At 63.4% G+C, this 13,564-nt stretch carries 13 protein-coding genes and 1 CRISPR repeat array; of the genes, 4 read left to right on the top strand and 9 right to left on the bottom strand.

Annotation, left to right across the window (positions count from 1 at the left end):
* Positions 1 to 4 precede the first annotated feature (4 nt).
* A complete protein-coding gene (locus tag ACT54B_RS06470) occupies positions 5 to 631 on the bottom strand; it encodes a CGNR zinc finger domain-containing protein (protein ID WP_476043732.1) in 627 nt (208 codons plus the stop codon).
* Positions 632 to 718: 87 nt separating this feature from the next.
* On the opposite strand from ACT54B_RS06470, the gene ACT54B_RS06475 reads away from it, so the two are divergent.
* Together ACT54B_RS06475 and ACT54B_RS06480 are read left to right on the top strand one after the other, a co-directional pair.
* The gene (locus ACT54B_RS06475; protein ID WP_476043734.1) at positions 719 to 1,255 is read left to right on the top strand and encodes a dihydrofolate reductase family protein; all 537 of its coding nucleotides are present in this window, start codon (positions 719 to 721) and stop codon (positions 1,253 to 1,255) included.
* 72 nt (positions 1,256 to 1,327) lie between these two features.
* Positions 1,328 to 1,873 carry a hypothetical protein gene (locus ACT54B_RS06480; RefSeq protein ID WP_476043735.1) on the top strand — a complete coding sequence of 182 codons (546 nt, stop codon included), beginning with the start codon at positions 1,328 to 1,330 and terminating at the stop codon, positions 1,871 to 1,873.
* Positions 1,874 to 1,875: 2 nt separating this feature from the next.
* Here the strand turns inward: ACT54B_RS06480 and ACT54B_RS06485 are convergent, their stop codons facing one another.
* Positions 1,876 to 2,892 carry a LacI family DNA-binding transcriptional regulator gene (locus tag ACT54B_RS06485; protein WP_476044795.1) on the bottom strand — a complete coding sequence of 339 codons (1,017 nt, stop codon included), beginning with the start codon at positions 2,890 to 2,892 and terminating at the stop codon, positions 1,876 to 1,878.
* A gap of 98 nt (positions 2,893 to 2,990) precedes the next feature.
* Here ACT54B_RS06485 and ACT54B_RS06490 point away from each other — a divergent pair, with 98 nt between their 5' ends.
* Positions 2,991 to 4,184, top strand: a complete 1,194-nt coding sequence (locus ACT54B_RS06490; RefSeq protein ID WP_476043737.1) for a phytanoyl-CoA dioxygenase family protein — start codon at positions 2,991 to 2,993, stop codon at positions 4,182 to 4,184.
* A complete protein-coding gene (locus tag ACT54B_RS06495) occupies positions 4,181 to 5,011 on the top strand; it encodes an SDR family oxidoreductase (RefSeq protein WP_476043738.1) in 831 nt (276 codons plus the stop codon). Before ACT54B_RS06490 ends, ACT54B_RS06495 begins: the two co-directional genes overlap by 4 nt.
* A gap of 130 nt (positions 5,012 to 5,141) precedes the next feature.
* A CRISPR array of direct repeats spans positions 5,142 to 6,940; the repeat unit is 29 nt; unit sequence CGGTTCATCCCCGCGTGTGCGGGGAGCAC.
* Positions 6,941 to 7,040: 100 nt separating this feature from the next.
* On the opposite strand, the gene cas2e is transcribed toward ACT54B_RS06495, so the two are convergent.
* From cas2e to casA, 7 genes are read right to left on the bottom strand one after another with little or no spacing between them, the layout of a single operon-like run.
* On the bottom strand, positions 7,041 to 7,322 hold the full coding sequence (cas2e, locus tag ACT54B_RS06500) for a type I-E CRISPR-associated endoribonuclease Cas2e (RefSeq protein ID WP_476043739.1): 282 nt from the start codon (positions 7,320 to 7,322) through the stop codon (positions 7,041 to 7,043).
* Positions 7,323 to 7,338: 16 nt separating this feature from the next.
* Positions 7,339 to 8,298: a type I-E CRISPR-associated endonuclease Cas1e gene (gene cas1e, locus ACT54B_RS06505; protein ID WP_476043740.1), complete on the bottom strand. Its 960-nt coding sequence runs from the start codon at positions 8,296 to 8,298 to the stop codon at positions 7,339 to 7,341.
* A gap of 2 nt (positions 8,299 to 8,300) precedes the next feature.
* The gene (cas6e, locus tag ACT54B_RS06510; RefSeq protein ID WP_476043741.1) at positions 8,301 to 9,053 is read right to left on the bottom strand and encodes a type I-E CRISPR-associated protein Cas6/Cse3/CasE; all 753 of its coding nucleotides are present in this window, start codon (positions 9,051 to 9,053) and stop codon (positions 8,301 to 8,303) included.
* A complete protein-coding gene (cas5e, locus tag ACT54B_RS06515) occupies positions 9,050 to 9,778 on the bottom strand; it encodes a type I-E CRISPR-associated protein Cas5/CasD (RefSeq protein WP_476043742.1) in 729 nt (242 codons plus the stop codon). The genes cas6e and cas5e overlap by 4 nt, the downstream gene beginning before the upstream one ends.
* The gene (gene cas7e, locus ACT54B_RS06520) at positions 9,778 to 10,842 is read right to left on the bottom strand and encodes a type I-E CRISPR-associated protein Cas7/Cse4/CasC (protein WP_476043743.1); all 1,065 of its coding nucleotides are present in this window, start codon (positions 10,840 to 10,842) and stop codon (positions 9,778 to 9,780) included. The genes cas5e and cas7e overlap by 1 nt, the downstream gene beginning before the upstream one ends.
* Positions 10,839 to 11,438, bottom strand: coding sequence for a type I-E CRISPR-associated protein Cse2/CasB (gene casB, locus ACT54B_RS06525; RefSeq protein WP_476043744.1), 600 nt, complete (start codon positions 11,436 to 11,438; stop codon positions 10,839 to 10,841). The genes cas7e and casB overlap by 4 nt, the downstream gene beginning before the upstream one ends.
* Positions 11,435 to 13,090 carry a type I-E CRISPR-associated protein Cse1/CasA gene (gene casA, locus ACT54B_RS06530; RefSeq protein WP_476043745.1) on the bottom strand — a complete coding sequence of 552 codons (1,656 nt, stop codon included), beginning with the start codon at positions 13,088 to 13,090 and terminating at the stop codon, positions 11,435 to 11,437. Before casA ends, casB begins: the two co-directional genes overlap by 4 nt.
* Between the last annotated feature and the right edge of the window lie 474 nt (positions 13,091 to 13,564).

The following is a 13,564-nucleotide window of genomic DNA, read 5'->3' on the forward strand; positions in this document are numbered from 1 at the left end:
CGCTTTAGCCCGTTCGTTCTGCGGCGAAACGGGTGCGAAACTGCTTCACTTTCGCACGATTGCCGCAAGTATCCATGGAGCACCAGCGGCGGGGCTTCGAGCGGCTGGTGTTCAGGAAGAAGCCACCGCAGGGATCACCTTCGCATCGACCGATTTGGCGCTCCACCGGAATTGCATGAAGGCTGACGACGGCGAGAGCGAGGCGCGCCAGAGGAAGTCGCAGGTCTCCTTCATCCCCCCTGACCGACGACCCCAGAAGCAGCGGCATTTCGGCCAGCAGGCCTGACAGCAACGCCATCAGTTGCGCCGGCAGCGCGGGAGCGTTTGCCGTTCCGGCAGCCCCTAAAATCAAGGTCAGATGGTCCCGCCAAAGCGCCCGGATCGCCAAGGCTTGCTCATGCGCGGCACGGGCCCCCACCGGATCTGCCGCGGCAAGGGCAAGGAGCCCGTCACGTTCCGTATTCTGAAGCAGGCCCGCGGGAACCGACCATTCCACCAGACTGACATAGTCGGGAATGAAGTCCACTTCCCGCCCGCCGCGCCAATGGAACGTATTGGCAAAATCCAGAGCAGGGTCGCCCGCAAGCATTCTCATGCGCCCGATCGATGACGTGTATGCGCGAACGGCCACGGCAGAACCCCTTTCAAAATCGACTGTAACCATTTAAATAGTTACGACTCACTGTGCAAGCCGCTCATCGAGCCGATAGGAGATATCATGGCAACCATCGTATTCGGAATGAACCAGTCGCTGGACGGCTATGTGGATCATATGCGGTTTCCGTCCGCACCAAAGCCGGGGCTGTTTCAGGAGTTTATCCGGCAGACAGAGGGTCTTGCCGGCAGTCTCTACGGAAGGCACCTCTACGAAGCCATGGCCTATTGGGATGAGGATCACGAGACCTGGGACGACGCACAGCGCGCCTTCGCGGCCGCATGGCGCAAGTCCCATAAATGGGTCGTATCCAGAACTCTCGAGCAGGTGGGACCGAATGCAAGCCTTCTCGGCGCAGACGTCGAGAGCGAAGTCCGGCGCCTGAAGCGGGAGGTGGAGGGCGAGATCGAGGTGGGGGGACCGGAACTTGCGCAGGCGCTCACCGAATGGGGATTGATCGACCAGTACCGCATCTATCTGCATCCGGTGGTGCTCGGACACGGGACGCCGTTTTTCGCCGGTCCACGACCGCCGCTACGCCTGATCAGCAGCGATCGTTTCGAAGGCGATGTTCTGCGACTGACCTATGCACCGGCCTGACGGGCTGGAGAGCAGATCAAGGGGCGGTCGCGCCAGGGCGTCTTCCATGACCCTGACTGCGGCAACGGCCCCTTGCCGCTCAAAGATCAGCAGAGACCTCAAGGCAATATCCACGGTCTTCAAATGACGTCACCGGTGAACGAAGGCGATCAATCGCCCCGAGACCCTTTCATAGCGAAGATCATGGCGGCCATAGAGCGGATGTATGCCGGGGATCTGGCGCCCGCACGGTCCGCGCTTGAATCCCTATGGTCCTGCCTCGGAGAAGAGCCGGATGCATTGCACGTCTGCGTCCTCTCGCATTTCCTTGCTGACCTGCAAGGTGATGTCCGTGAGGAATTGGCGTGGGATCTTCGCGCGCTTCGCGCTGCCGGAAACCTGACCGATGAGCGGGTCCGCGAACTGCATCCTTCCCTCCGTGTTGCCGGCTTTCGTCCATCCCTCCACCTGAACGTGGCCGATGCCGCATTCCGCGCCGGCGATGTCGAAACGGCCCACAGGCATCTCAAGGTTTGTCTGGAGCTGAAAGCCGGCCTGTCGCAGTCGCCCTTCGACACGCTCACGCGCAAAGGCATCGACAGCCTGGCTTTGCGGCTTGCCGCAACGCAAGCCCGGTAGGGTCAGGCCATCTCATGGGGCGTGGCGATGGCCACGCGCGAAGGGGCGATCCGAAAATCTCTCGGCAGCATGCGGTGATGCGCCATGACCATCTGGCAGGCGCTGCGGGCGTCCTGGCGCAGGTCGTGATGGATCACGAATGTCAGCCGACTTTCGGCGAGCAGCGTCCGGTTGTCGGCGTCGAGATCATGGGCGGCAAACACGTCAATCGGGCGTTTCTCCTCCGCAAAGGCTCTGAGGATGGCTCGGTTGCCCCCGCCGATCGAATAGACGGCCCGGATATCGGGATAGGCCGACAGCGCCGCCGTCACCAGATTTTCCGTCGTGCGATCCACCCCGAAACCTTCCGAGATGGTGACGGCGCCGAGATGCGGCGCGTCGTTGAGCAAGGCCTCGCGAAAGCCGCGCTCTCGCTCCTCTTCACCGGAAAACCGTGCGCTCGAGAGGGTCAGCAACACCTTTCCGTCGGCAGGACCCGACATGCGGGCCAGCAAATAGGCAGCGGTAGCCCCGGCCAGGCGGTTATCCATGCCCACATAGCCACTTCGCACAGGTTCCGGCAGGTCGGTCACCAGGGTGACGATCGGAATGCCGCTTTCCATCAGGTCCTTCGCCATTGCGGCCATAGCCGGGGTGGAAGGCACCTTCAGCACCACGCCATGGCTGCCTCGCCGCCTGATGCGCGTGAGAATCGAGAGAAGATCCCGCTCCTCGAAGGTTTCCGCCACATGAAAGCGGGCGGACAAGGCGGCCGGGCGCATGCCCGGCAGTTCGGCCTCGAAGGCGGCGCGCACGGCATTGGAAAAGCGCTGCGGCGTTTCCATCACCACATCCAGCACCAGCCGCCGCCCGGCGATCCGGCTTTCCGAATATTGCCGCTCCAGCTCGGCAATGGCCGCCTCGATCCGCATTCCCGTTGCCCTGGCCACGTGGCCGCGGCCGTGCAAGGCCCGGTCGACGGTGGCGAGGCTGAGACCGGATTGCAGGGCGATTTCCTTCAGGGGGAAGCGATGCGGCATAATCCGGCCCTTGAGGTGTTTTTGAGGTGTTTTGATACTCATGTCTCGATCATGTCTTGGCTATGGTCAAGTCAGAAACGGGATTTTGGGAGGAAGCCATGGATGCAAGAACAGTAACCAGCCGCCGGTCTGCGAAGGTGTGGCTCGACAAGGATGCCGGAGATATCGCCGCCTTTCGCGATCTCGTGGCACAGACGACCAATCCGGCCGACTGGCCCTTCGCCGTCGGCGTTGAGAAAAACGTGCTGATCTATGACGGCCAGGCCATCGGCGAGATGGCCCGCGATCCGCAGGCCCGCCGCGACGTGATGGCCGAATGGGTCGAGGCTTTCTCGACAGGTCCGGGTGTGATCGTCATAAAATCCGCGATTGCCGATCCGGCCGTCGTGGATCGTGCCACCGCCGTTTTCAACGGCATCGTCCAGGCGGAGAAGGAAGCCGGCAAGGCAGCGGCAGACCACTTCGCCAAGGCCGGTGCCAATGATCGCATCTGGAACTCGCTCCAGAAGCATGCAATCGCCGACCCCGAGAATTTCGCCCGCTACTACGCCTCCGAGGCGATCGCCATGGCGTCGGAAGCCTGGCTTGGCCGGGGCTACCAGATGACGGCGCAGATGAACCGGGTCAATCCCGGCGGCAAGGCGCAGGTGCCGCATCGCGACTATCACCTGGGCTTCATGTCGCCGGCGCAGATGCAGGCCTATCCGGGCCATATCCACGCCATATCGCCGGTGCTGACCCTGCAGGGGGCGGTTGCCCATTGCGATATGCCGGTTGAAAGCGGCCCGACGCTGTTCCTCCCCTATTCGCAAACCTTCTTTGAAGGATATCTCGCCTTCGGGCGACCGGAATTCCAGGCGCATTTCGCCGAACATCACGTACAGCTGCCCCTGAGCAAGGGCGACGCAGTGTTCTTCAATCCTGCGCTGATGCATGGTGCGGGGAACAATGTCTCGGCCGATATCTGGCGCATGGCAAACCTGCTCCAGGTCTCCTCGGCCTTCGGCCGGGCCATGGAAAATGTAGACCGCGACGCCATGTGCAGGGTCGTCTATCCCGTACTCCTGGCGGCGAAAAAGGCGGATGCACTGACGCCTGCCCAGATCGCCAACGCAATTGCTGCCACGGCGGAAGGCTATGCCTTTCCCACCAATCTCGACAGCGACCCGCCGGTCGGCGGCCTTGCGCCGAAAACGCAGAACAGCATGATGGCGGAAGCGCTGGAGGCAGGGATGGAGCCGGATGCCTTTGCAGCGCTCGTCGCAGCCCAGGCTGCAAAGCGCAAGGCATGAGGAGCACCATGGGAAGACTGGACAACAAGATTGCCGTCGTCACCGGCGGCACGCAGGGACTGGGTGCGGAAGTGGCGCGGCTCTTTGCCGAGCGCGGTGCGAAAGGCCTCGTCATCTGCGGCCGCAGCCGTGACAAGGGCGAGGCGAAAGCCCGTGAAATCACCGGCCGCTACGGCACGCCGGTGCATTTCGTTGCCGCCGATCTCGGCGAGGTCGACGACTGCCGCCGCGTCATCGCCGCAGCAGACGATGTCTTCGGCCGCGTCGACGCGCTCGTCAATGTCGCCGCGATAACGGATCGCGGCACCATCCTCGACACGGACGAGGCGCTGTTCGACCGCATGTTTGCCATCAATACCCGCGCGCCCTTTTTCCTCATCCAGGATGCGGTGAAGCTGATGGTGCGGGACGGCGTGGAGGGCACGATCGTCAACATTTCCTCGATGTCGTCGATGGCGGGCCAACCCTTCATCGCCGCCTATTGTGCGTCCAAGGGGGCTCTCGACACCCTGACCCGCAATGTGGCCTTCAGCCTTCTCCAGAACCGCATCCGCTGCAATGCCTTGAACATCGGATGGATGGCGAGCGATGGGGAGGACCGGATCCAGCGGGAATATCACGGGGCGCCTGCCGACTGGCTGAAGGAAGCCGCCGCCCGCCAGCCTTTCGGCCGCCTCGTCGATCCCGCCGAGGTGGCCCGAGCCTGCGCCTATCTGTCTTCCGAGGAAAGCGGCCTGATGACGGGAGCCACCATCAATTTCGACCAGTCGATCTGGGGCGCCTACGAAGACAGCCCGCATCCGAAGCAGAAGATGATGCTTCCCTGAGGCCAGCGAAACCGGCACCGCAAGTCCCTGCCTCCATCCGGCATGGACAGGCCTTGCGGTGCGGAGTTCAGGAGGGGATGATCCGGTTCCATGCCCACCTGCAGCGGCCCCTGCCTGAAACCCAGCTCCTCGGTTCATCCCCGCGTGTGCGGGGAGCACATGACATTGACCGCCATGCTGTTGCCGAGCGCCGGTTCATCCCCGCGTGTGCGGGGAGCACACGAGATAGGCGGTCACATTGATGGAGCCCGTCGGTTCATCCCCACGTGTGCGGGGAGCACGATGCTGCTGTTTTGGGTGGTATGGTCAACCGCGGTTCATCCCCGCGTGTGCGGGGAGCACTTTGCCCTATTATTCGGTCGGCCGGGCTCTATCGGTTCATCCCCGCGTGTGCGCGGAGCACTTTTCGGTGATTTCGAGGAGGATTGCCTCCTCCGGTTCATCCCCGCGTGTGCGGGGAGCACCAATGTTCGGCCTGCTGCTCTCCCGGCAGTGCCGGTTCATCCCCGCGTGTGCGGGGAGCACTGTTTCTTCCGATGCGGTGACAAGCCTGTGCGCGGTTCATCCCCGCGTGTGCGGGGAGCACCGCAAAATCGCTTTCCTCAATCCATTCATCGCCTGGTTCATCCCCGCGTGTGCGGGGAGCACGCCTGATGCCGTTCGGCAAGGGGCTCCGGCACCGGTTCATCCCCGCGTGTGCGGGGAGCACGAGTTACGGCTGACCGAGTTTCCGCCGTCCTGCGGTTCATCCCCGCGTGTGCGGGGAGCACGTGAAAATGAAGTCCGCGCGGCCCTTCCAGAGCGGTTCATCCCCGCGTGTGCGGGGAGCACCTGCGTCATTTCTGCCCCTGCCTGCTCGGCAGCGGTTCATCCCCGCGTGTGCGGGGAGCACCGCATAGCCGACGATTTTCCGCACGGCCTCGTCGGTTCATCCCCGCGTGTGCGGGGAGCACTCGGTGGATAGACCCATGCGGTCCGCGACGTGCGGTTCATCCCCGCGTGTGCGGGGAGCACACGACAATGGCAGCGAAGCGGTTGTCTCGAAGCGGTTCATCCCCGCGTGTGCGGGGAGCACTAGAGACGGACTGCGTTCGCTGCCTCTTCCATCGGTTCATCCCCGCGTGTGCGGGGAGCACCTGTTCTTCGTGTCCTGAACCTGAAACGCCGCCGGTTCATCCCCGCGTGTGCGGGGAGCACAGTGTCATTTGCGGGCCAGTACCATTCGCAAGCGGTTCATCCCCGCGTGTGCGGGGAGCACTGCACATTGGCGGCAACCGCGCCATCCAGGGGCGGTTCATCCCCGCGTGTGCGGGGAGCACCACGCCGCCCTCGGATGCGCGCGCCTGAATTGCGGTTCATCCCCGCGTGTGCGGGGAGCACTAAAAACGAGTGTCGTATGGGCTGGCTTTAATCGGTTCATCCCCGCGTGTGCGGGGAGCACAATGACGGAGACAAGATTGCGCAACTGTTGCGCGGTTCATCCCCGCGTGTGCGGGGAGCACCCGCCGGTCACGATGCCTGTGGTTTTCAGGGTCGGTTCATCCCCGCGTGTGCGGGGAGCACATGAAGGTGGGGATTGAGGATGACGGCAGCAGCGGTTCATCCCCGCGTGTGCGGGGAGCACCCGTCTGGATTTCACCGTGACGCTGACGGGCGCGGTTCATCCCCGCGTGTGCGGGGAGCACCGGCCGAGGCCTGCGAACAGTCCGTCGAACTGCGGTTCATCCCCGCGTGTGCGGGGAGCACCTCGCGATAAATCCGTCCACCCACTCCAGCGGCGGTTCATCCCCGCGTGTGCGGGGAGCACGTGCTAATGGACAGCGCCGCCCTCTCCGAAGCCGGTTCATCCCCGCGTGTGCGGGGAGCACGCGAAAGCGTTACGGTCCTGTCCGCCATCAGCCGGTTCATCCCCGCGTGTGCGGGGAGCACTCTTCCCAGAAGCATCTGATAAATTGGCGCTTTTTGCAATGGTCATTGACCACCGGCCAAAAGCGCCACTCTGAACGATGTCAAGGAACCTGTCCGGACCTCAGGGTGCGGGCACGAAGGCGACGAGTTTCAGGCCGTCGAAATCGACCGGAACGCGACGTCTTCTGCCGAAGGTTTCGAAATCGAAGCCGGCATCGGTCGAGGCAGTCCAGGCCAGAACAGCATCGCCATCGGCGATCAACGCGGCGATCTGGTCGCGGATCATTTCACGGGTGCGGGTCGAATAAGCGCCTACATAAACGCCGGCGCTCACCTCCAGCAACCAGACAGCAAGCCGTCCGCGCAAACGGGGTGGCGCATTGTTGGTAACGACCACCATCATGATCCTGTCTCCCTTGTCATCCGCGCTGGCCTTCCTCGCCCGAAGGGGAGGGATCGGGGAAGGCCGGCAGGACCGCATCCTGCGGGGCTTCCGGGCGCGGCAGATCCCCGGCCAGGAGCACATCCTCGATGGCGGGGATCAGCCGTGAGAGGATGTTGCTCTTGCGGAAGGTGTCGCGGCAGGCGTGGCGAACCGCCATCTCGACCGGCTTGTCCAGTTTTCCGCGGGCATGCTGGCCGGCAATCCGGAAGGCCTCGGGCACAACGGTTTCAAACTTGAAGAGATCCGCAATGTCATAGACAAACGAAAGCGGTTTGCCTGTGTGAAGAAAGCCCACCGCAGGGGCATATCCTGCGGCCAGAACCGCGGCCTCGGTGATGCCGTAGAGACAGGACGTCGCTGCCGACAGACAGCGGTTCGCCACATCCGAGATATCGAAATTGCCGGGATCGTAATCACGCCGCTTCCAGGTGACACCAAACTGGCGGGCAAGGCCCTGATAGATGGTGCGCACTCGGACGCCCTCGATGCCGCGCAACTGATCGACCGAACGACGCTCAGGCGCGGTTTCGCCGAAACGAACCTGAAACATGCGCCGGACGATCTTCAGCCGTGCATCCGGTTCCAGCGCCAGCCTGCATTGCCAGAGAAGCTTGTCCGAGCGGGCGCCGCCCGGCTGCCCGGTAGAATAAAGCCGGACACCACCCTCGCCCACCCAGACGAGCAGGGTGCCCGCCCGCGCCGCAAGCGACACGGCCGCATGGCTGGTGCGGGTTCCGGGTTCCAGCATGATCGCCGCCAGCCCGCCGACCGGAATGACGGTGCGAACCCCGCTTGCATCCACCAGCACGAAGGCACCGTCGATGACGTCGAGCTGGCCCTTTTCCACGAACACGATCGAGGCGCGGTCCTTGAGCGGTATCGGGCGGGGTGGGGCGGCACCGGGGGGGCTGCTCGTCCGGCCGGGCTCCTTCATGGTCAGACGGACCGCTTGATGAGCATGAGACCGCAGCCGAAAGCCTTGCCCCGGCCGAACCCGGCGGCGACACGGCTGCAGAAACCGTCAGGGTCCGTAACCTCGAGAAGGCCGGAGAGCCTGGCCACGCCAAGCTTCGGGGTCTCCTTCCGCCGGTCGCCGACATTGAGGATACCCTGATCGATCAGATCGGGCGTGCCCGCCAGACAAAATCCGTTCCTCTTCCCCTGCGCGACAAGCCAGTCCTTGAGCGCTTCGGCGGCAAGCCGTTCCTTCTCCACGCCGCGCGGACGGTCTTTTGGTCCCGTATGGCGAAGCGCATCGGCCACCACATCGATCCGCCTGCGGCCTTGCCGCCCCTTTCCGGGATCCAGCTGGCGGTCGACCGTGGCATTGACGACCAGATCGAAGGCCAGCCGATCACCCGGCATGAACCGGGGCATCCACGGCTTCGATTCGACGACGAAAAAGGCACTGTCTTCGCGGGGGCGCGGGCCGAGAAGGTAGAAGCTGTCGGCGCCGGTCATGTCGGGCGCGCGCCGCCACAGGAAGGCGGCCTTGTCCGCCCCCGTTGGCGAGGCGGGCTTGCCAGCTGCCTGCATGTCGGGCGGCATCAGCGTCCACAGCAGGCGGTGCGTGGTATTAAGGCCTCGCCCAGGGCCTGCATCGCCGAGCAGGATCTCGATCAGAGGCGCTACGTCCGGCGCATCGCGGCGGATGGTGGCACGGGTAAACCAAAGTTCGGCTGGGCTCATGTCCTTTCCTCCGGATTGTCCTTTCCCCCCAGCCGCCATTCGTCCCGCTCGCCGAAGGTCCACCGGATGGAACGGTCACGCGGATCGTCGCGGCGGAGATGACGGGAGACCCAGTTGGCGCCCGGCGCATCGTCGCGCGCCTCCAGGCTGAATTCCCGCGCCCTGCGCCTTCCAAGAAGCGGCGTGCGCTCCGCATGGTCCGAAAAGGCGTCGCGGACATCCTCGTGATCGAGAATGAGCGGATTGAAGGGATGGGCCGGCGGGCAGGAGCGCCTGCCGACATAAGGCGCGAAATGCGGGCGCCGGAAGGCCTCGGCCAGATTGGGCAGCGTGAGCACGCCCGGCTTTTCCGACAGGCGGTAGGCCGCCTGCCAGAGACCATCGGTGCGGTAACCCCGGCGCGTGATCGCGGTTTCGAGATGGTCACGGCGAGCCAATGCATCGGCCCGTGTGCGGGCGCCCCTGGCCGATTGGTTCAGCGACTGGAAGGTGTGAAAATCGGCGAGCGGTTCGCCGGCTTCATGGAGTGCCGCTGCCGTCACGAGGGCCGCGGCGAGGGCGGCCTGCCCCTCGCCATCCGTGCGTTCCACGCCCAGTACCGCGCCCGCCAGCCCGATCAGGGCCGAACGGGTCGGCATGTCGGAAGACGGACGCATGGCATTGCCCGGGCTATCGGCGAAGCTCGCAAAGGGTGCCTTGAGCACGATGACCAGCCATTCGGCCATCACAATCCCTCCGCGGCGAAGGCCGCCAGCTGAGCGAGGGTCCTGGATGCCGGATCGCCCGCCTTCAGGATGGCTGGCGGGAGATCCGCATCCTTGCCATAGATATCCTCGAAGTTTTTCCGCTCCCGTTCCAGCTTCGCGATGGCATTGGCAACCATATCCGGCCCCGTGACAGGCACGGTAAAGGCTCCCGCCAGATTGAGTGGTTGCTGGTCGCCCTTCAGCGCCAGAATGTAGCGGGCGCGGGCGTGATTGGCGTAGGAATTGATCTTGCCCGTTGGAACCGCCATTGCCACAGCGCGCACCAGTGCATCGAGCCCGCGCGCGGCCAGCACCTTGTCGCCTCCGAGATTCCGCGTCAGCAGATCCCTGTTGACACAGACATAGAGGTAGTAGATGCCCGACCCGAAGCCGGCCTCGCCAATAAAGCCTGCGCCCGCATCCTCGTCCTTTCCCTTGAGATCGTCCACGGCCGTGTAGAAATCGTCAGCGATGACGGTGCCGTTGACCGTGAAGGCATGCGCCACCTGAACGGCGGCATCCCGGTTGAGATCGGCATTGTCGGCCAGCATGCGGCCGAACATGGCGATATCGACCGCCCCGTCGGCGGGGCGCATGACCAGTCGGGCCAATTCCTTGTCTTTTGGAAGCGCCTCGCCTGCATATCGCCTCTCGGCTAGATCGAGAGCAGCGGCGCGCTCATCCGGCGAAATGAAGGCCAGCTGGGCGGTGCGGGCAAGATCGGCGTTCCTGGCCGTTTCCAGCTTGCCGAAGACCGTCACGATCTCCTTGGCAATATCGATGGCCTGCTTCTCCGGCGCGCCCCTGGCTTTAAGATGGGCGATGACCACTTCGCCCATGCGCTGGGTCCTTTCGCCGAGATGCCCCTCCAGGGCCTCGCGGAAGGCATTATGGGTGCGGATTGCGCGCTTGATGGCCTGGCTGGAAATGCGCTGGCGCTCCACCCCGCCGATCCTAGCGGCTTTGGGCCGCCCGAGATCGTCGCGATTGGGGTTGGAAATCGGATAATCGGTCAGAATATGCAGTTGCAGGAAGCGGCTCATGCGGCGGTCTCCTCGGTTGAAAGGGATGTATTTTCAGATGAGCTGGAATCGTATGGATGGCCGAAATAGTCGTAGGTCCAGCGTCGGCGGGCCTCCTCACCCCAGGAAAGGAGGTCCTTGACGAAGGCTTTCAGGTTGATGTCCTCGTCCCGAGCCAACTGCAGCGCGCGGCGGAGGCTGGTCATGATCTCCGTCTCATCGCCCCGGTCGAGCGCACCGATGAGGGCCTGAAACCGCAGTGGCTTGAGAAGGGTGTCCGACATTTCCTTCTGCTTGCCGAGCGCCCGCATCACGGACGTTCCCTGTTTGCGGTCGGTCTTGCGGCCCGCCAGAAGACCGGCAATCAGTGCAATGCGCCGCAGGCGATGGGGTGCATATCGGTAGGGTTCGAAATCGAAGCCTGTTTCTTTCATCCTCTTCAGGAATTCGTGAAACGCGGGCTCCAGCTCCACATCCGCCGGCGTGGCCGCCCGGCGCAGCTGCGCGCGCGCTCCGGCATCGCCGCGCTGCTTCCTTTCCTCGTTCGGGTAAAGCGCCTGCCACGCCGCGATGATCGCATCCACGGTCGATTTCCTGTCTGTCGTATCGCTTGTCATGCCACATCTCCCTTTGCGCGGTTGCGGGTCGATTTCGGTTCTGACGGTTGAGGGATGCCGAGATCGGCGGCGATCTTGCCGGTGTTCCCGAGTTGCCCAAGGAGACGCCGATGTCCTTCCACAACGGCTTCGATGCGGTTGAGCCGGGCGGGATCGGCGAGCGCCGGAGCCGTGTGCACGTCGTAGATGCGCAGGGCCGTTTGGCGCAGCGTCCTCAGCCAGGCCTTCTTCAAGGCCACGTCTTCGGGAGCATTCTGGTCGGCGATAGCGCGGAGATGGTCATGAAAGGCCGTTTCCGTATCGCTGAAGAAGACGTCGGCCGCTTCGGCAAACAGTCCGGCGTCGGTCGATTTCGCCGTGCCGGAGAACAGGGCCTCGTTCAGCACGATGCGCAACAGCCCGGCAGCCCTGTCCGCGCTGTCGGCAAGGGCGACCGCCAGATCGGCAAGGCGCTGCGCGGACTGTTCATCCGCTGCGATGTAAAGCGGCTGCACGGAGTAAAGGAAAGTTTCCGCCTCCATGTTGGACATCGACCAGCCAGCGGCCATGAGGCGCAAGGTCTGGCCACGCATCGCTTCGGCTGCCCGTCCTTTCAGGACCGCCTCCACCACCGCGGCGGGGTAAGCCGTATTGCTTTTCTCTGCCCTGCCGACCGTCATGCCCACCCAATCCCGGTATCCCACGCGGCTCGCCTTCGGTTTGACGCTATAGGGCGGGGCCTCCTTCAACTGGCGATAGGGTGTCAGCGGGTGGGTCCAGACCGAATAATTCATGCCCCACGGCTTCTGGATGAAGCCGGTGACCAACGGCCCGACTTCTCCTGTCATCGGGCAGGGGCCTTCCCCCCCGATAACCAGCCGGATGCGGCGCGGCATGCCGAAAAAGGCCTGTGCCGGATGCACGGCAGGGTCAGCCTGGGCAATTTCTCGTGGGGGCTTGCCTTCGGACGTGATGGTCGGCCCGAGCCAGGGAAGCACGCGGGCGATATCAACGTCCTGAAGCTGGCTTTCCCGGTCGAACTGCACTGGAAGATTGGCAAGCAGCATGCGCAGAAGCGGCACGGGAGCGCTAACGCCTATGGGGAGAATGAGTGTGGTCATCGGACCACCGCCGCGCATGGATGTCCGGTTGCCCGCCCCGCCCGAGGGTGCAAATTGCTGCAGCGTATAGAGCGCCAGGGCCGCCGCTTTCAGGCCGAGCGCGGGAAAGCGATCGCGGTGGGTCAACAGATCGGAATTCTTTTTCTGTCCGTTGACGCCGGGTGTATCGATCAGCAGGGCTTCGACCGCGTTCGGCTCTCCGGTCAGGTCCTCGAAATCCTGGCAAAAACGCGGGCCCCTGCCGTTTTCATCACCGAAGAGATTGAAGTGGGGCTGCAGCGCCGCAATACGGGCCGCAACATCGGTTGCAGTCTCGCCATACCAGATGGCGCGCCAGTCGGCGGGGCTTGCCGGCTTATGAACCAGTGACAGAACACCGATGCAAAGCTCGGCGCTCGCAATGTTAAAATCGGCACGCGACCATTCGAAGGCCACGGCGTAATCGCCATCCTCGACGAGAAGGTCGATAAAGGTCATCAAGACCCTTGCACCCGAAACCGTAACAACAGGGAAAATGGGATCGGCCAGTATATTGAGCTGTGAAATAGACATGACTATGCGCTCCTTGCGAGCCCAGTTCGCAGGCGCGCATCGGCAATTGGACGGGAGATTTGCGCAACCGCGGATGACGCTGCGCCTATCGAGTTATGCGCTGTGGATACTACGCCTCAGCGGATCACCGGCCGGTGCCGTGGGCGTAATTATTCGTATGAAATCATTGCCATTGAAGGACTGCAAATAAAGGGTGTAGCCAAGAAATATCGCAGCCTCAGTTTGAATTATAGGCATCTAAATAAGAGAGTCAAGCGGGTTCTCTCGCCCCTCAAACACCCCAAGTCTACTAACTTTAAAAATTCCGGCGTGCCAGCAGTGGCCACTCCGACGTCTGATATATGGCGCCTTGTAGAAGTTGCGAAAGCGATGCAATTCATGAGCAAAGTGTCGTTCCTCCCCGCGTGTGCAGGGAACGCCTTTTCGGGGATATGCACCCGAACTCGACCAACGGTTCATCCCCGCTTCTGCGGA

The sequence above is a fragment of the Gellertiella sp. DMC107 genome (assembly GCF_056313605.1).

Coding starts and splice junctions, on each gene's coding strand:
- ACT54B_RS06475 (WP_476043734.1), top strand. CDS start 719: ATGGCAACCATCGTATTCGGAATGAACCAGTCGCTGGACGGCTATGTG.
- ACT54B_RS06485 (WP_476044795.1), bottom strand. CDS start 2,892: ATGCCGCATCGCTTCCCCCTGAAGGAAATCGCCCTGCAATCCGGTCTC.
- ACT54B_RS06490 (WP_476043737.1), top strand. CDS start 2,991: ATGGATGCAAGAACAGTAACCAGCCGCCGGTCTGCGAAGGTGTGGCTC.
- ACT54B_RS06495 (WP_476043738.1), top strand. CDS start 4,181: ATGAGGAGCACCATGGGAAGACTGGACAACAAGATTGCCGTCGTCACC.
- cas2e (WP_476043739.1), bottom strand. CDS start 7,322: ATGATGGTGGTCGTTACCAACAATGCGCCACCCCGTTTGCGCGGACGG.
- cas1e (WP_476043740.1), bottom strand. CDS start 8,298: ATGAAGGAGCCCGGCCGGACGAGCAGCCCCCCCGGTGCCGCCCCACCC.
- cas6e (WP_476043741.1), bottom strand. CDS start 9,053: ATGAGCCCAGCCGAACTTTGGTTTACCCGTGCCACCATCCGCCGCGAT.
- cas5e (WP_476043742.1), bottom strand. CDS start 9,778: ATGGCCGAATGGCTGGTCATCGTGCTCAAGGCACCCTTTGCGAGCTTC.
- cas7e (WP_476043743.1), bottom strand. CDS start 10,842: ATGAGCCGCTTCCTGCAACTGCATATTCTGACCGATTATCCGATTTCC.
- casB (WP_476043744.1), bottom strand. CDS start 11,438: ATGACAAGCGATACGACAGACAGGAAATCGACCGTGGATGCGATCATC.
- casA (WP_476043745.1), bottom strand. CDS start 13,090: ATGTCTATTTCACAGCTCAATATACTGGCCGATCCCATTTTCCCTGTT.